15 protein-coding genes and 1 pseudogene are annotated in these 17,660 nt (G+C 48.5%); 10 read left to right on the top strand and 6 right to left on the bottom strand.

Features of this window, described 5'->3' with window-relative positions; translation table 11 throughout:
* The first annotated feature begins 14 nt into the window (after positions 1-14).
* From SH451x_RS24430 to SH451x_RS24415, 4 genes are all read left to right on the top strand, one after another.
* On the top strand, positions 15-1,079 hold the full coding sequence (locus SH451x_RS24430; RefSeq protein ID WP_479359901.1) for a hypothetical protein: 1,065 nt from the start codon (positions 15-17) through the stop codon (positions 1,077-1,079).
* Positions 1,080-1,557: 478 nt separating this feature from the next.
* The gene (locus SH451x_RS24425; RefSeq protein ID WP_479359900.1) at positions 1,558-2,040 is read left to right on the top strand and encodes a hypothetical protein; all 483 of its coding nucleotides are present in this window, start codon (positions 1,558-1,560) and stop codon (positions 2,038-2,040) included.
* Positions 2,041-2,112: 72 nt separating this feature from the next.
* Positions 2,113-2,769 carry an RNA polymerase sigma factor gene (locus SH451x_RS24420; RefSeq protein WP_479359899.1) on the top strand — a complete coding sequence of 219 codons (657 nt, stop codon included), beginning with the start codon at positions 2,113-2,115 and terminating at the stop codon, positions 2,767-2,769.
* 29 nt (positions 2,770-2,798) lie between these two features.
* On the top strand, positions 2,799-5,573 hold the full coding sequence (locus SH451x_RS24415) for a serine/threonine-protein kinase (RefSeq protein WP_479359898.1): 2,775 nt from the start codon (positions 2,799-2,801) through the stop codon (positions 5,571-5,573).
* Here the strand turns inward: SH451x_RS24415 and SH451x_RS24410 are convergent.
* Both SH451x_RS24410 and SH451x_RS24405 read right to left on the bottom strand, forming a co-directional pair.
* A complete protein-coding gene (locus tag SH451x_RS24410) occupies positions 5,560-6,051 on the bottom strand; it encodes a hypothetical protein (protein ID WP_479359896.1) in 492 nt (163 codons plus the stop codon). The genes SH451x_RS24415 and SH451x_RS24410 overlap by 14 nt on opposite strands.
* Before the next feature lie 375 nt (positions 6,052-6,426).
* On the bottom strand, positions 6,427-7,587 hold the full coding sequence (locus SH451x_RS24405) for an IS256 family transposase (protein WP_479357360.1): 1,161 nt from the start codon (positions 7,585-7,587) through the stop codon (positions 6,427-6,429).
* Positions 7,588-8,066: 479 nt separating this feature from the next.
* Between SH451x_RS24405 and SH451x_RS24400 the strand changes: the two genes are divergently transcribed.
* Positions 8,067-10,481 carry a WD40 repeat domain-containing protein gene (locus SH451x_RS24400; RefSeq protein WP_479359895.1) on the top strand — a complete coding sequence of 805 codons (2,415 nt, stop codon included), beginning with the start codon at positions 8,067-8,069 and terminating at the stop codon, positions 10,479-10,481.
* A gap of 140 nt (positions 10,482-10,621) precedes the next feature.
* Here SH451x_RS24400 and SH451x_RS24395 read toward each other — a convergent pair whose 3' ends face one another.
* From SH451x_RS24395 to SH451x_RS24385, 3 genes are read right to left on the bottom strand one after another with little or no spacing between them, the layout of a single operon-like run.
* Positions 10,622-10,984: a TfoX/Sxy family protein gene (locus SH451x_RS24395; protein WP_479359894.1), complete on the bottom strand. Its 363-nt coding sequence runs from the start codon at positions 10,982-10,984 to the stop codon at positions 10,622-10,624.
* Entirely contained in the window at positions 10,981-11,409 is a 429-nt protein-coding gene (locus SH451x_RS24390; RefSeq protein WP_479359893.1) for a hypothetical protein, read from the bottom strand. The genes SH451x_RS24395 and SH451x_RS24390 overlap by 4 nt, the downstream gene beginning before the upstream one ends.
* A 6-nt stretch (positions 11,410-11,415) precedes the next feature.
* A complete protein-coding gene (locus SH451x_RS24385) occupies positions 11,416-11,880 on the bottom strand; it encodes a DUF1569 domain-containing protein (RefSeq protein ID WP_479359892.1) in 465 nt (154 codons plus the stop codon).
* 74 nt (positions 11,881-11,954) lie between these two features.
* On the opposite strand from SH451x_RS24385, the gene SH451x_RS24380 reads away from it, so the two are divergent.
* The 5 genes and pseudogenes from SH451x_RS24380 to SH451x_RS24360 form a co-directional block, all read left to right on the top strand.
* On the top strand, positions 11,955-12,437 hold the full coding sequence (locus SH451x_RS24380; RefSeq protein ID WP_479359891.1) for an SRPBCC family protein: 483 nt from the start codon (positions 11,955-11,957) through the stop codon (positions 12,435-12,437).
* Positions 12,434-12,790, top strand: coding sequence for an ArsR/SmtB family transcription factor (locus SH451x_RS24375; RefSeq protein ID WP_479359890.1), 357 nt, complete (start codon positions 12,434-12,436; stop codon positions 12,788-12,790). Before SH451x_RS24380 ends, SH451x_RS24375 begins: the two co-directional genes overlap by 4 nt.
* Before the next feature lie 51 nt (positions 12,791-12,841).
* A complete protein-coding gene (locus SH451x_RS24370) occupies positions 12,842-13,138 on the top strand; it encodes a DUF1905 domain-containing protein (RefSeq protein ID WP_479359889.1) in 297 nt (98 codons plus the stop codon).
* 546 nt (positions 13,139-13,684) lie between these two features.
* Positions 13,685-13,969 carry a hypothetical protein gene (locus SH451x_RS24365; RefSeq protein ID WP_479359888.1) on the top strand — a complete coding sequence of 95 codons (285 nt, stop codon included), beginning with the start codon at positions 13,685-13,687 and terminating at the stop codon, positions 13,967-13,969.
* Between the two features lie 72 nt (positions 13,970-14,041).
* Positions 14,042-14,280: pseudogene (locus SH451x_RS24360) on the top strand (transposase); the annotation flags it as partial.
* On the opposite strand, the gene SH451x_RS24355 reads toward SH451x_RS24360, so the two are convergent.
* Positions 14,280-17,507 (bottom strand): beta strand repeat-containing protein, encoded by a 3,228-nt coding sequence (locus SH451x_RS24355; protein ID WP_479359887.1) that lies wholly within the window; start codon positions 17,505-17,507, stop codon positions 14,280-14,282. The pseudogene SH451x_RS24360 and the gene SH451x_RS24355 overlap by 1 nt on opposite strands.
* Between the last annotated feature and the right edge of the window lie 153 nt (positions 17,508-17,660).

Here is a 17,660-nt window from a genome sequence, read left to right as displayed (position 1 = left end):
CTTTTGAGGAAAACATGAACGCGAAAATCACCATCAAGACGATCTTTCTATCACTACTTTTCACCCGCTTGAGCTTTGCTCAGGGCGGCCCTTATTTAGAGGACCATTTGTTTCCGCCAGCTTGGCCAAATCCAGCAATCACGGTTCAGTCAAATTGGCTAGATCCTGATGTTCCAGCCACGGTCCTTAATGGCCAAACCGTTTACGTCGCCAATACGACACTCTTAGCTCAGAAGCAGAAAGACTACTTTTGGTTTCAAGACGATAGCAAGCAAAGTGGAGTAACGCACAAATTGATGATCGACAACGATTCGTGCCGTGTGTGGCTGGAGTGGCAAGGCTACTTTTTCCCAAGCAACGGCGAGTATGATTGCGAGTTCGATGCGATACCATTTGATCAACTCGATCCTAAATGTTTTACCCATCTCAGCGGCCCCTACTGCGATATACCTAACGGAGTAACCTACGTCGGCCAAGTAAATGGTTTTCCATGGGTTGCATTTGGCGGCCTGTTCGGAAAAATGGGTGGTGCATTTTCAGCAACAAAAATTGAAAAGATTCTCGATCGAAATTCAGAGCGGAATGATGAAGTGTTACGCTCAGATCTCCGACCAGAGTTAGTCGATGAATTTCTGGAACTTTATCCAGAAATTGACCCGGACGACATTCCCGTCGACTATCTCGGTGATACTTTGACTTCAGCTACGGGATACAATCATACTGCAGTAGTAGGCCACATTATTCCAGCAATTGCTCCTGAGGGGAATGCAGCCGGTCGCAGTGTTTACAGCAATGCCATGGTGATATCCAGCCACATGAAAAAGCAGTTGACCAACTCGGTCACTGGCACTGGTTACATGCCTTCGGATGCCATGTTGCTCTACTTTGAGTACCTTGCTACGACCTATGGTGCTAAATCTGCAGCAGTTGCTGAATCCAAATTCACTGCCAGCTATATTCGCGACTGGAGGGTCTTAGATGGTCAAGAAATTGAACTACTGACAGAAGATGAAACTCGGGTCGCTATGCAGTATGCCGGGTTGATCCGACCATCCAGTGTGAAGAATGTGCGCAAGTAAACAATTGAGGATTGACGTAAAAAGTTTTTCCAGCGACCTGCCTTTTGAGGACAGGTCGTTGTCGTTGAATCAGGACAATTCGCGCGATGCGTGTACACTCAAAAAATCGTCGGATCGAGTATCCAGCAGGCGCGGCGAAATTCATCTGGCATAGACCTCTTGGAATAAGCTCCACGCACTGCATACAACTCCGTCAATAATGATGGTTCTTAGCGATTTTCGCATGACCGAGTTTGTGAAACATTGTGAAATACTTCGCAAGTGTAGCCATTTGGAGATGGTGTCCTCCGAAACAGCCTTCAGATTCTCTCCTTTCGAAGAGCATCCAGAGTAAGCGACCTTTCAAAGGCAATCCTTAGTCAACCAAAATTTTGAAATGTTTGGCCGCAGAATCCCCTTGTTCGCGATTAGATGTATGAGGCAGCCAACGGTGCTTGCCAATCAATCCGAACAATTTAAGGGAAATGGGGAAACTCAAATGAAGACTACACAAAACTCTGGCTTGGGATTACTTACGATTGGACTATTGCTCTTGAGTTCCGTGGGCTGTATGGTCAGCCCCGGCGACCAAGAGGTGTTCACCAGCCGAACGACTCCAATCCAGTTTTCAGGTTTTACGATCCACCCAGCGCAACATGTCGAAATTCTTGCGAGAGACAACGCGACTCAGTCTTGGGTCAAGATCGGTCAAACGACTTCCACGTCCGACGCGTACGAGCACTTCGGTTCGAAATGGTATTTCTGGAAGAAGGAAATCGTTGTTCCCAAGGCACTTTGGCAAAAATGGGGCAAGGACGGCGGCTATTCGGTTGTTCTTAAGGGAGTCGCCGACAAGAATGATTTAACGACCTTTAAAGAAGGGTTCTACAATTATTACGAAGACTACGACTCGCTCGAAGAGCTCTACCTTGAAAATAAGAGCACGACCGGTGTAGAAATTCTTGTCTGGGCTACGCAGTAACGACAAACTCAACGGGTATATTAGCTCTCAGGTAACTAGTGAATTCGAATGCAGAAGGTGGTGAGGTGAATGATGAGCGAGAATCTTGATCTTAACACTACGGCTCATGTAGCTGATCTGCTTACGAAGCTGCGAAATGGTGAACCTGAATCGGTGCAAACGTTGATTGAAGTATCGATGCGGCGTCTGCAGATTCTAGCCAAACGAATCAGCCAAAATTTGCCGGGGGTGAAACGCTGGGAGCAAACAGATGATCTAGTGCAAAATTCGATGATACGACTGTGGAAAGCGCTGGAAAAACATCGTCCAGCGACGCCCCTGGATTATTATCGACTGGCTTCGACAATCATTCGTCGCGAGCTTATTGATCTGTCGCGACACTATTACGGAGTTCAAGGAATGGGAGCCAACTTGGCTCGCACATCCAAAGTTGTAGATTCTCAATATGCTTCGCCGGTCGATTTGAAGTCCGACCAAACTAACGAACCGAGTAATCTGGCAAGTTGGACTGAGTTTCACAATTACATTGATTCGTTGGATGAGGAACAGCGTTCATTGTTTGACTTACTATGGTATCAAGGTCTAACACTTACACAGGCTGCGGAGTTGTTGGGATCTTCCGAGCGAACGGTGCGACGACGCTGGAAGCTCGCTAGATTTTCGCTTTATGAAACGGTCATTAAACCGGGTTCTGAAGAGCTTGATTCCGCAGAACTTGACGAGCACTAATCTCGCCTTGCTTATCAGAGTTGACTTATATGTCGAATATCGACGACTTATTAGATCAGTGGGAGGAACTGCGAGAACGCGGCGAGTATATCTCTGCGGAAGAATTGTGCCGTGACCAGCTTGAGTTGCTTCCTGAATTGCGGCGACAGATCAAAGCGCTGGAAGCTGTCAGTGCACATTTTGGTAGTGCGGGAATTAACGGTGACAATGGAGACGAAGAGTCCGCTTGGTCGCCAGCGAGCCACTTCGAGATGTTGAACCGGTTTGAAATCCTGAATCTGCATGCTAGTGGCGGGTTGGGCCATGTCTACTTGGCACACGATAAAGTGTTGGATCGGCCCGTCGCTATCAAATTTCTGAAGCGAGCAGAACTTTCTAAAGAGCAGCTTGAGAGATTCGAATGGGAAGCCCGGATCACGGGTCGACTGGAACACCCGGGCATTATTCCAATTCACTCGATGCAGAAATCCGAAGGCTCAACTCCTTGTTACGTCATGCGGTTTATCAATGGAAAGACCTTCCAACAAACCGTCGAGGAATTCCACGCAGCAACGGCAAACGATTCTCAGCAAGGATTCGCAACTCACAATGAATTGCGACGTTTACTGCAAACTGTTGCGTCTGTTTGCAATATCGTTTCGTTTGCGCATTCGCGCGGTATCATCCATCGCGATATTAAGCCGAGTAATATTATGCTGGGGCCGTTCGGCGAGGTTCTGCTCTTGGACTGGGGGATCGCCAAACCAATTGACGGAGGGACTCTTGCAAAGTCAGCACCGGCAGCATTAAGGTTATCGGAAACACCTGATCAAGAGCTACGCCACCTCAACTCCCTCGATAGCCCTGCTTTCACATCGACGGGGCAAGCGATTGGGACTCCCGCCTACGCTAGTCCCGAGCAATTGCTTGGCAAAGATTCCGCGACAAACCCTGCGAGCGATGTGTTTTCGCTTGGTACAACACTCTTCTATCTGCTGGCTGGAAAGTCACCAGTCGAAATGGTTGGCTGGAGCACTTACTTAAATCAATGCAAGTTGCCGTACACCGACCTGGCAGGACATTTGCCTAAGTCGATCCCTAAGAAATTGCAGGCCATCTGCCGAAAGGCAATGCAGACGCGGGTGGAAAGACGATATCAAACCGCAATGGAGCTTGCAAGCGATCTCGATTGTTACCTAGCTCGTGAGCCGATCAGTGTGATCTCTGAAACATGGCGTGAGCGAATGGCGAGAGTTGCGAGGAAACATCCAGCATGGACAGGAGGATTACTTGCCACCGCAGTAGCTTTGTTTGTTGCCGCGATGGTTTCATCGATCATCATTAGTTCGAAGAACTCGCTTCTAACAAAGAGCGAACAGTCGTTGCGCACGTCGTTAACGGAAACGCAACTAGCGAATGATCAGGCGATGACTGCTATGCGGACCATGTTCGATGGTATCGTGTTGTCGCACTTTTCAGAGAAGAAAGAATTGAATCGAGAAGATCGTGAGTACTTGGAGAAATCACTTGAACAATATTATGCATTCGCGAATATGAGTCGTGATGACCGACGTTCACGGGCCGTCAAAGCCGAAGCCAACTATAACGTCGCTCACATGCTACATTGGTTGTCGCAAACTTCGGATGCTATACCTAAGGCAAAAGTGGCGATGCAGTTGTACAGGGATCTGTTTCGTGAAAGTGGACAGAGCGAGTACATACCCGAATACCTCGAATCAATCCGTTTGCTAAGTGAAATGCAAGCCAGGTTTGACAATAGTGACGAGGGAATTCGCGTTGCCCGCGAAGGGATTGCCGAAGTCGATCATCTTTTTCAAGAACCTGCAAAGATTGACAATATCTTTTTCTACGACCAGCGTTTCTCATTCTATTCTAACGTCGCAACTGGTTTCGTTCAGAAACGCGATTGGCCTAACGCATACGCCTCGTGCCAGTTGGCAATTGCTGACGCAGAGAAATGTTTCGAACTCCAACCCAATGAATTGAGAGCCATGAATAACTTGGCTAGCGAACTGGGACGCGCGGCGGAATTGTCTGTTCATCCTGAACTTGAGATAGATGCAGAATCGCGGATGGCAGTTGCGCACCGATCAATCGAATTACGCCGGAGGCTATTAGAGGCAGAACCAGATATTAGCATGAGTCAAGCCAATTGGGCTCGAGCGCACTATGCCCGAGCCCTATGTTATGCAAGTGATGGTCTAACCGCCGCTGCACTCGCCGACGTCCAAGTTGCTATAACATATGTTGATCGCTTGCGGATTCGATACCCTTTGATTGACGCATGGAACAAAAATGTAGTTGAGTATCGCACGCTCGCTGCCCGACAAAAGCGTGCAGCCGACGACTGGCCCGGGGTTGTCGACGAAATCAAGGAAGGGAGGGATCTAAGACTAACGGTGGATGCCTTAACCGCGTTCATCGACTTATTGACAGAATACCGCATCGTTTTTCCTGATCACCCGGTGGCGACCGAGTGGCTGGCGGAATTGCATTCACGACGCGCCGCTTTGATTGGCGATGAAGATACAACACAAAACCAGCGAGATTGTGAGTTAGCTGTTGAGCTGAGGAGAGTCTGCGTCGAGGACAGCCCCGAATCTGAGGAACAGTGCAAGGAACTCATTAAGGCACTCCTTGCAATGGCCAATATTCAGTCTGTTAATGGGGAAACAATCAGTGCGCTAGAGACTGCCCAGCAAGCACTGACGGAAATCGAAGATTCAACTTTACTGAATATCGATAGCCAAACATCTTTTCGCTCGCAACTAAACGATCTTTTCGAGAAACTTAAGCCGAATTAGCGGCAGGTATACGACTGATTAAGTCGCGCGAGTTTGATGTCCTTTCGTCTAGATATACCCAGCCAATCGTCCGAGAACGCAACCACCAGCCGTAGACCACTTCTGTGCCATGGAAGGATCGACTCCTTCGCTTTTTGCAGCGTATGATATCGCCGACTCGAATCGCGGTTGCACCATGTTTGCGCGTTCTAATTTTTAGTTGATCCCCAATGAGCACAAAACTGCAAAATGTGACACTTGGCACCCATACTCCTACCCACCAGAGGACACAGAAATACAGTCCAACAAGAAATACCCCAAATGCGAGATACATCGAAGGTACGATCCAAAGGTCGGGATTCGCATCGAGCATTGCCAAGGCTTGATACAATGATACAACCCCACCCACAGGCAGCGGTATCATCATGATTGCTAAAAGTAGGGCCGCAGTCGTGTCCGCAAGCGTGGTGCTGTTCTGATGACCATGTATTTGGTTCAACTGAGCAGAGTTCCTTTTCAATATAACTTTTCTTTTTTTCGCCATTGCAGGAGGGGCTCGGAGCTAGGTTTTGTTGATGAAGTAATGAGAGCACGCTGAGTCTATCCAGTCAGTGTACAAATCGAGACTCGATCATCTTAGCGGCCATTCTGAACAAATTCCTTCTAGCGACTAGTTAGCCGTGCTGCAGAAAATCGCCCTAGCATTGACGAAGTCATCGGCTTTTCCTTATCAAAGCTAACGTCTCAGAGAATAGAGTTCGCGGAATAATATCGATTCTAGCTAGCCTACGTATTTTTTTAGGCCGGGCTCTGGCATAATTCTCGATATGTAAAGTGATAAAGCAACATGTTTTCTGTAAAAGTCGGATTGATTTCAGGGGTTAAAGGTAAGGTATTTCATTCCGGTTTCCCACTCGTCGGATAGTTCGACGAGGACGGCAGTAACGAGTCGGAGGACGGAGGCTTCATTGGGAAAGAGCGTAGCAACGCGAGTTCGACGCTTGAGTTCTTTGTTCTGACGTTCAAGCATGTTGGTGGTTCTCATTCGCTTTTGATGTTCATTTGGCAGTTGAAAGATGGCGAACGCTTCGGGGACATTGTTATCGGCCCATGTAGCCAGCTTGGGCGCATCGGTTTGATATTTTGTGACCATTCGCTTTAGTTCTTGGCTAGCGGCAACAGCATCTTTGGCACCGAACACGGCCCGCAGGTCATCAGCAACTTCTTTGCGCATCGAGACTTTGGGGACATGATGCATAGCGTTTTGCATGAGATGGAACTGACATCGCTGCCACGGCACCGAGGGCATGACCGCTTTGCGCGCCGCTTTCAATCCGGAATGATCATCGCTAACAATGAGTTTTACTCCGGTCATTCCGCGAGCCAAGAGGTTCTCGAAGAACTCTCTCCAGTGCACTTCGGCTTCGCTGAGCGAACAACTAACTCCGACGACGCTTCGATGACCATCAGGCAAGATGGCGATAGCGACCAGAATAGCGCAGTCTCTGACAGTTCCATCAACGCGTACCTTTTCATATCTAGCATCGACGATCAAGTATTCGACTTGCCCGATGGGCCTGTTCCGCCAGGCCTCGAGCTCTTCGTCGAGCAAGGCAGCAGCGCGGCTGACTTGAGTGCTAGTCACCTCAAGTCCACAAAGTTGTTCCGTGATAGCAGCGACTTTGCGAGTGGAGACACCTTGGACGTACATTTCAGCGATTGCCAGTTTGAGAGCCCTTTCGCTTCGTTCACCACGTTCGAGAGCCGACGGGTAGAACTGGGAGTCGCGGGATTGGGGGACTTGGAGCTGGAGCTTCCCGAGTCGGCTATCGACGGTCTTTGGCTTAAACCCGTTCGCGTAGGTTCTACGCTGGTCGGTACGCTCGTAGGGGGCCGCGTTGAGGTATTCGGTCCTTTCGATCTTCATCGCTTCATTCATGAGGATTTGGATCGCTTGTGCCATGGAATCGAAGCCGTGCTCGGCGAGCAACTGGACAGCTTCGTGAGTATTGTTAGATTGGAACGCGTGGGTCATGGTGTTGGGATCCTTTCAGTCTGGTAACTAAAAAGAAACCAATCCTGGCCCACTCTTACAAGAGGGCCACCCAGCTATGGCTCGTTTTCATTCGTTCGCTGCGATCACGAACTCAAACGAGCCATAGCTGATAACTTGAATTTACAGAAACAAAGTTACACTAACTGTAAAGTAGCAAGCTTCAGTGGAATTGCTTCTCATTAGCTCTATCCTTGCAGAACCAAATTATGTGCTCGGCATCAATTCAAAAGTCGCATTGGCTCTATTGTTTAACAGTTGGTTCTCTGCTCGCGTGTTGCGGTTGTGAATCAAAACCTGCGCAAACAGCAGCATCTCAACTACCGGCTCCTTCGCAATCAACTGCAGCACAGGTAACTGAAAATGAGAATGCGGAAAGTGCTACAAGCAACGGGTCCAATGCTGTAGTACTTAACAGTTCGTCTTCAACCGGATCAGCTTCACAATCTGCCAAGGACGTCGTGAAATCGCAGCCGACGACAGGCGGCGCAACGCAGCTTGAGCGTACTAAAAAGATTCACCCAAAGCCAACGCCGGAGCAAATCGCTCGCTGGAAGCCGGTCGTATTCGAACCACTTCAATTGCTCGATATTCGCGAAGACGAAAAAGCGGGATTTATCGCCAGCGTCCAGTCCGTAGGCGATGCAGGTAAATTCGTCACCTCAGGGGCTAAACTAATGTTGTGGTCCGTTGATCGTAGCCAACCACCTGTTGTCCTGATGGAAACGCCGCCCAAAGGATCACTCATTATCGCTTGCAAAGTGTCAGCGGATGGCGAGTCTTGTTTTGTCCTGCAAGAGAATAATTGGTGCCGCGTTTTCAATTTATCTACAGGCAAAGAGACAATCGCTAAACAGCTTGAACTTAAGTACCCTGAACGGCTCACTGTTTCGATCGATGCCACTGAAATTGCGATTCTTTGCCGCAATGGCAAGCTGTCCTTATGGAATGCGACTGACCTCACGGAGAAAGCTCGATGGGAAATCGATTCTGGAGAGGTTTCGCAGTTCGAGTATATTCGAGATAACGTCTTGGTTGTCGCTGGCAACACAACTTCGGCCTGGGATACAACCACAGGCAAATTGCTAAAGACGTTCACCGATATAAGTTATCACAAATGCGCCGTGAAGGCACAGGACGCATCTTCGTGGATCTCGCTTGGCGATGACGCGTTCATCCAATGGCGATGCGCAGATGACGAAAAGCTGGGCACTGTCAACGCTGGTTATGCAACAAGTGCCATTGTGCAATTCTCTCCCGATGCAAAACGACTCGCGGCCTTGGACGGTGAGAAGATTCAATTGTGGGATATCGCTCGCAATCAAGTGCTGCAAACGATCGACTGCACTGGCAATACACCAGTTTCGATGTCTTGGCTTCCGAATACAAATCTATTGGTTGTCGCGACGTTCGACGGCAATCTGCGATTTTGGGGCGATGCTGCGGCAGCTGCGAAATCTGGAATGACTGTTGCTGCGACTATACCAGTTGCTAAAAGTGAACAGCCAGGAGTTCCTGCGACTACAGTAGAACTCCTGGCTGCGCTTGATCTTCGAAGTCTGGCGAGATTTCCTGGTTCGAAGATGCCAGCGGACAATGCGTTTCAAACCTACGGTACCTTGCCAACTTCGGCGGACGAGTCGCGGCTCTATTATCGATACCTTTTTGAGCAATTGGGTTGGAGTGAGGTCCAAGAAGGAGCCAACGAGGCGCAACTGTTTTTTGAAAAAAATGGTCTTCGTGTAGAAGTATCGGTCTATTCGGCCACGCCACAAGAAACCAACGTTGGGCTATCGTATTTGGGCAACATCAGTACCGATTGGATTCCGAAAATAGAGTCGGGTAACGTTGAGATCAAGAATCGTTCATTTTCGTCAATGACCTGTTCTGTTAATTCTCCACTTTTGGAGATTGAATGCGAACTCCTTAAGAAACTTCACGCGGCGGGTTGGACGGCAATCGATCATTTGTTGCAGCGAGCCAAAGAATCAGGTGATGAACGCGACCTTAATTTTCAGTGGAACGGCTGTCACTTGCGAGTCATGATTTCCCCGGATGTCGAACGCGAAGGACAAAATCAGGTCCTGTTTATGCTCAGGCCCAATTTGAATACGTTGCCCTTTGCAACCGATAGTGGCTTGGTTGAATTCAATGACTTCCGCGACCTACAGTTGAATAGCTCTACAAAAATGAGCCTGCCTCAAGCAACAGCTTACTTTGATATGGAGATGAAGCGACATGGATGGACGGCGGCACCGGTTGGTCGAAAAGTAACAGACGAATTGTGCTGGTTACAGTTCTATCAAGGTCAACGCGACATCACGATTGAATTGGTGAAATTGGCAGATGAACGCACTCATGTCGTCGCTGGCAAATACAGCAATTCGTCCTGGCAGGTTCTTCCGATAAAGGACACCGAAAGCGATGAAGAAAATGTAGCAGAAGAAAAAGGGATGCAGGTTGCCGATTTCCCAATTCTGTCAGCCTCATCGCCAGTGACCTACGAAAAGTCGAGAAACAATATCAGATTCGAACTCGATCCAGAAGTCGATCTATTGGCTGTTAATGAAAGTTACATTGCCAAGTTCAAAGAATTGGGATGGTCACCTGAGCCAATGGCAGCCTCCACGGCAGACAGTTTTAACTTGATTGTCAAACGCGATTCGGAGGTAATCTACTTCCGCGTCGCACGTAGTCCAGCGAAGCAAATCATCGCCAATGTGAACAGCCAGAATTTTCTCTGGACCAAGCCAATACCTATCTCAGATTCAAGAATCAGCTACGTCAATTGGCTGATGCAAAAGCAATCTTACGCGACATTGGATCGCATCGAAGAATATAGAGTTGAAATGAATGAGTTGGCAAATAATCACTAGCCAAATCGCAATCGAACCAATAGGTCATTGATGGCATCACGACCAGACGGCAGTTCGGGCAAGGTTGAATCTTCGTGTGCTCGTTTGCGATACTTGGTCTATCGGTCGTATTCGCCTTGTAAAACGCTATGTCAGCACCATCAATGCCGTTTGTCCTCGCCGCTCTTTTTATCGCGACTCGGGAGCGTTTGAACGAACTTCACCGATGATTCAATCCAGGCTTTCAACTCTGCATCCGATCGGATTCCTGCGGACTCGACTCTTGCCCAGCCTTTCATGACTTTTCCAGTAATGTCCATCGGCTTGACATGAGGCATCGATTGAGTGACGTCATGGTCCTCCTTGGCAAGCCTTACAATAAGTGAGCCCTTCCATGGACCTACACACATGTTGCCGTTGATCATGAAACACACGCCGCCAAACATCTTTTGCTCTGAGTAGCCTTTGCGACGCTTCATAAAGGGACGAATGCGGTCTACGAGAGCTTCGTCTTCTTCAGTCATTGCAGTTTCTCCTGCTTGCTAAAAATCCAAGCGAATAGGAAGCCCCCGAGCACAAATTGAATCGCGAGATAAGTAGTCTCCAAGGAAAACCAAACTGAAATCGGGTCGATTGATTGCTTGGCAGCTTCAGCCAAAACGTGGACTGTCCAATGATAGCCACCAACCAGGATCGCAAACTTTAGTGCACCTGAGATAATCGACTTGCAATTGCAAAGCCGTGGGTAAATCATCGAAAGAAGTATGCCCTGGAGCAGTATGGCGCCAAATCCAAAGGCAATGATAGGTTCTTTTCGCGTGTAGCTACCGAGACGTTCGTATGTGTCCTTGAAAAGCACCAAATGCCAAACAAAAGCTAATGGAAAAGTGACTAACAGATAACCGACCGTTCCGAGAAGAATTTTCGTGAATGAAAGAGATGGATTCATTTGTGACTATCCTTTGATAAAGCTCATGTGCATTTCACAGTGGCGCAAATTAAATTGGTCCCATTCCTCACGCGTGATATGACCGAACGCAGGGTGCATCGCCCGATCCGTCTCCGAATTCATTCGGCCGACGGCCTGACGCAAGGCTTCCAAAGCTACATGCGTGTCCATTGGCCCAGGTTGAAACCTTGTAGGCGTTTTGAATCCAGCCGGTATTGAATCGTGTAAAAATTTGCGTTTCATCAGCTTCGTAAAGACAATTCGGATCGGCCAAGGTAACGCAAAACCACTTCCATCAATGGAGCTTTCAATTGCGTCGGCCAGATGTTTGAGGATTTGGCCTGGCGACCAGTTTCCCAAAGTCTGCACTGAGCCTGTCAACGCGATTCGCTCAGCGTCCTCCAGCAACTCATCGTAGGATTGATACCGAACCGATCTTCGACCCTCGACTAATTTTGTGCGGACAGTCATCTTCTCATCCCCATTTCTTGGTGACTCATTTGACATTAAGTGACTTTTCGGTAACGTATTTAGATTGAACAAACATGTCAATCCCTTCAGATCTTTTCCCTGACGAAACGAACGATATGAGTCAGACGATAGAGCTTTCACTGGATTTGGAGCAATCCATAGAAATTAGGTCTGCCCTTAAGGATGCCTACGGCGCTTTAATCAGTCGCTTAACAGAGAACAATTCGACGCCGGATAACAAGCCGATGCCAATGGTCCTTGAGCAATGGCCGGGCGGTCGGTGGTTCCGAGACCTAGGTGCCGGTCAGGGACATTTTTGGGCATTTGTGCAGGTGATTAAGCCGCCAAATTTGCTTGAATTGCAGGGGCCGATGTTTATGTCTTATCCAGTCGCCAGCCACATGCAATTTCGCTTGACGCAAATCGCCGACGGAGTGGAATTGTACTTGCGACATCGAGTAGTCGGGCCGATGGAAAAAGAGCATCAGGCACGTGTTAAACCGGGGTGGCAGTATCTCTTGCAACAGACAAAGCTTTTGGCTGAGCAGCCAAAATGAGCAAGCATGATTCCGACGAAACATGGAAGGCACTGTCAGATCCGACGCGTCGGGCAATCCTTGATCTGCTGCGCGATGGACCAAAGCAAACGACAAAGATCGTTGAGCAGTTTCCCGAGCTTTCGCGTTTTGCTGTGATGAAGCATTTGGACGTCCTCCGTGCAGTTAAACTTGTGAATACTCGAAGCGAAGGGAGAGTTCGCGTCAACTCGCTCAACGCAGCACCTATTCGCGATATACTCGAAAGGTGGATCAACAAATATGAAGCATATTGGTCAAATACCTTGCTTCGCGTTCGCGATGATGTTGAGCAACCACTAGAGAAATCAAAGGCAAGAAAGCGGCGAGGTTGATGGATCTTGCCATAAACTCTTCTTGTTCGACTTTGTCCTTGGAATTGCAGTATGGTGTTTCGTTGTAGTTTTACCGGTGAACTATGGAAGTACGGCGGCGAGTCCTCGTGGTGGTTTATCAGCATGCCCACCGAGGAAGCCAATAATCTAGAGCGGCTCTGCCCTCACCGCAAACGGAACTTCGGTTCAATCCGTGTGACTGCGTGCATTGGTGAAACCAGTTGGCTTACATCACTGTTTCGTGACACTAAATCGAACTCATATTTGCTTCCAGTCAAGGCAATCGTGCGCAGCAGAGAGAAGCTTGTCGAGCACAGCTGTTACGACGTGACGATTTCCGTCGACTAGCACGCATCGGTAAAAGTCATCTCTCGGACCTGAGCTTATCGTCAATCGAAAATTTATTCGGCGGTTACACTTTCAGCGCCAAAAGTCTTTATAACTATCGCTTAATCAATTCACCTACGGTAGGTGTAGCACTACAAATACCTGTGAACCATTCGAATACTCACTGCAACTTGCACGACGCTTTCCTGGCAAGCAAGAGCGTCGTGTATTGTTACTTTGTCGCATCGGTGTTTGAAATGACTCAAAGCACATCTTAGAATGTGCAGCCGCCTCTCAGATATTCAGCTATTTTGCAATAACAAATAAGGTGCTCCTGTGTGTGGGGTGATCTACTCAACTTTCGATCGTGAATTGAATGCTTACTGGAGTCCATACGGAAAAACTTTTTTTGATTTCAAGGAAGACTTCAGAACATGGTCCGCTTCTATATCAGTCTCGAAGAAAAGATCCGTGAAACGCTTTTTCAACATCTTCGAAGCGGCCAGAAGGTCGTAGCGATGAAATTCTATCACGATGTCACGATGACTCCGCTGCTAGAGTCAAAGAATGATTCAAAGTTTCATAACGAGAGGTGTGAGTCGAGACGAAGCCGAAAAGCTCGTTGATGATGCGAACGGCGCACACTTGGAGGGCCAACATGTGCAATGCAATCCCCTGAATTTTTCGCTCGATGGGCTCTATCCACAACTAGCATGTGTTGTTCAGCTGCTCCTTGGACTAGTTTCGCCGCCAGTTAGTCCTACCCCAGAGCAAGACACGAACGTCGTCGCTGCACAAGCACGATATTTGCCTAGAGACGTGAGCTCTGCCGGCGACTGGCGTGAGGTTTGACCTTCACCACGTTTCTTGCACCAGAAAAGATGTCAGCTTTTTGTTAATTTACCTTATTTGGAGGATTGGCTTATCAAGCGAAAAAAGTACACCGAAGATCAGATTGCGTTTGCCCTTCGGCAAGCAAAAGCAGGTACAGCGATAGCAAAAATTACTCGGAAGTTGGGAGTGTCCGACCAACATTCTATCTCTGGAAGAAGGAGTTTGCTGGGATGGGCGTTGCATAGCTAAGAAGGCGTAGGCAGCTTGAAGAAGAGAATCGCAAGCTCAAGCAATTGGTTGCCGATCTTAGTCTTCATAAGCGCATACTCTACCCGTGAGAGCTTAGGATTTTGGGTTGGCTCAACTCGTCCGCGTTTAGATCTTGCAAAACAGAGTCCCAGAAATCTTTATCCGCCAATTGCAAATCCGTGGCAGAAGTTTGATTAGCTAGGTCTGCTTTCTTGAGTTCCAGTACTGCCAAATACACATCCAAGGGATTCAATTCCCCGTCGCGGTTGAGGTCATATCGTACGGCAATTGGGTCATTGCCGACGATACTTCCTTTTCCTTCCGCGATTCGGCCATCCATAATCCCAATGATCGAAATCACGTAACCAAGATCAACCGCATTGTTGGTGTTAGTATTGACGGCATTCGTAGATTGCGGGGCCGCTGACCGTAACGCCGCGCCCCCTGACACGACGTTGCGCTGAACAGAGAATTCTGAAGTGTTGCCATTTAGGTCAGTTGCCAGTCCAACGATCTTGCTCACTCCGGCTGTGAGATTCATGCCAGCTCCGATAAAGCTGATTGTCTTTAAACCGGCCGCAAAGTTTGCCGCCGTATAAAGGGTGCTGACGATGAATTTTGCACCTTCACCTCCGCCATCGCTGACGTAGAAATCGATCGTTAGCGGATAGGCCGAATTGGTCGGAGAACTGGAAACCGAAAACGCGATTTCCAAGTCTGCTCCAATTAGAACCGGAGAATCTGCAATCAAGGGCGAATTCTGCAGCAAATTGCCGCCGGAATCAGCGTCAGTCGCATCATTCGGTGTTGCCCCTGCAGCGGGATATAAATCAATACCTAGATTGATGTTTTCACTGATCGAATTGCGAGTGATCTTATTTCTGATGCTGCCGTCATTGACTCGAATGCCGGTTTTATTACGTCGGATCGTATTGCTTGGCCCAACGGTATTATTGGATGCTCCGTTCACAAACTGAATTCCAAAACCGACATTGGAAGCTGCGTCTGTGCCAACCGAATTGAACGCAATGGTGTTGTTGATAGCGGTTGCGCCTGAGAAGGTGATTCCATTAGCGTTTCCGGCAATGATGTTCGCAAAATTCGCGTTGCTGCCGCCCACGATATTGCCGGAACTTTGAATCCCGATTCCCGATCCGACATTCCCGAGTGGTTCACCGAAAGCCGTCGTACCAATTCGATTCCGCGAAATTCGGTTATTATTGGCATTTGCCAAGACTGAGACACCGTTTGACTTGTTGGCAGATATGACGTTTTGGGAGCGACCGGTCGAACCACCAATCTGCACATTGGTTGCACCTGACATCAGTAGAACTCCGCTACCGGCGTTACCCAGCGGCCCCGTTCCATTAGACGCGACTCCGATAAAATTGCCGACCACAACTCCACCTGTGGAACCTGCCTGCAGAAAAGTCACTCCAGAGCCTCCGTTGCTTGAGATTACATTGCGTGCACCGGAGTCAGTTGCGGAACCGATTCGATTGTTAGAAGCATTGACAATCCGAATGCCGTCGCCCGCATTGGGGACAGCTGCTCTTCCATTCAAATTTGTTCCTATCATATTTCCTTCGACCACATTATTCGAAGCAGCAGGACCACTAATCGTAATACCTGTTTTTGCATTGCCAGAGATGATGTTTCGCAGTGCGACTTGATTTCCTCCGATTTGATTTCTTGATGACTCAATGACGATTCCATCGCCACCATTGGGCAGCGCTATATTTCCCGCAACCTTTGTTCCTATTCTGTTACCGGTAAGTGTATTAAATGTTGCGCTTCCGGTTAGGACTACGCCGGCGAGCGTATTGCCAGAGATAATATTATTACTAACCTCATTAGTGTCTCCATTGATAATGACAATTCCATTGCCGGCATTTGGCAACGCTGTACTCCCACCCAATCGAGCGCCAATTGTATTGCCTGTGACCACGTTATTGTCAGCCAGCTCACCTAGTATAGCGATACCGCCATCGATATTCGCAGAGATCACATTCGTGTCAATTCGATTGCGAGCTCCTCCCTGAATGCGAACTCCGTAGCCCTGGTTGCTCCTCGCCAAGATCCCGCCCCAGTCAGTTCCGATCGTGTTGCTTTCCAGAAGAACTAGGCTGGCTAGGACTTCAATTCCGTCACCGGGGAAATTGCGAATGTTCAACTTGCGAATGGACGTGGTATCGGCGCTAATTCGCAAACCATCGATGGCGCCAACCAGTGCTGATCCATCAATAGCAACAATTGGCGTCGTGCCGGCACCGGGTTGCGTGCCGCCATCGATATCAACCGCTTCCGTGATAAAAGGCAACGCCGAAGCGAGCACTATGTTGTGAGGACCTGCACCGGGTATGGCAAATCGAATCTTGTCAGGAAGGCCGACGTCATTGAGATGCGTATTAGCATCGAGAATCGCTTGCCGAAGTGATCCCGGTCCAGCATCTAACGTGTTCGTGACGACTGCGCCCGATTGAGCAAAGTTAACACCCAACGTTAGTGAGCCTGAGGCGGCGTAGTCAGCAGAATACACTGCGATACGATACTCTTGATTTGGGACCACATTGGAGATTCCGAGGGACGTAAATGGCCCTTGCACTAACGTACCGGCTGCATTGAATAATGCAATTCGATGGTTAAAGGTCGACTCAGTTGCAAATACCGTTAAACCTCCCGTTGCATCGGCAGGCGCTGTGATTGAATAGTAATCAATGTCTGTATTAACATCTAAAATTACCCCGGCAGAAGCATCACCAAAAGAGTCCGGCGCGATAAGAAACGAGCCGGTTCTGAAGGGGGCTGTGACAATAATCGATAAATTTCCAGCCGTCGTAGCAGGCGTGTCCCCCACCGCAATGATGTACCGCACATCAGCAGTCAAGTTAATTATCAAACGTGCATCATCGTTTGTTGCGGATAGATCATCGTTGTAGCCGATTTGTTGCCCTGTACTAGCAAGATATACAGCCACTTCGGGATCGACAGTATTGCCGAAATCGCCAACGTCAATGGTATAAGTGCCGGTAAACTGCGGTGCAAAAAAATAGGAATCTATATCGCCAGCAAAGTCGATAAATGCATCAAAGTTAAGCGTGTCATTAACAGTATCTACGGTCGAACCGTTGTACGAAATCATGTCCCCTTCTGCAAACGCCTGCGTAGTGGGAAGTGTTAAAACGATTCGTGTCTCGAGCTGTTCGTGCTGAAGTAGCCGCTTTCGATTCCGCAACCGACTCTTTCGTTTAAGACGGTCAGACTTAGATCGAGAGCACTTATTCACGAAGCCGATTACCGTTCTCATATTTCTTCCCCGAACCGATTTTGGTGAAACAAGCGAAGCGCATGTAGACACGAATTAACAACTGAGAATGCCGCGTGAAAGATTGTAGATTCACAATCGACAGCGCAATAATCAACAGATTCCGCGTTAGACTTCTCTGACCGCTCCGAACGT

The sequence above is a fragment of the Njordella aestuarii genome (genome assembly GCF_056494165.1).
Note: the sequence above shows the minus strand (reverse complement) of the source record. Positions and strands in the feature narration are given on the sequence as shown.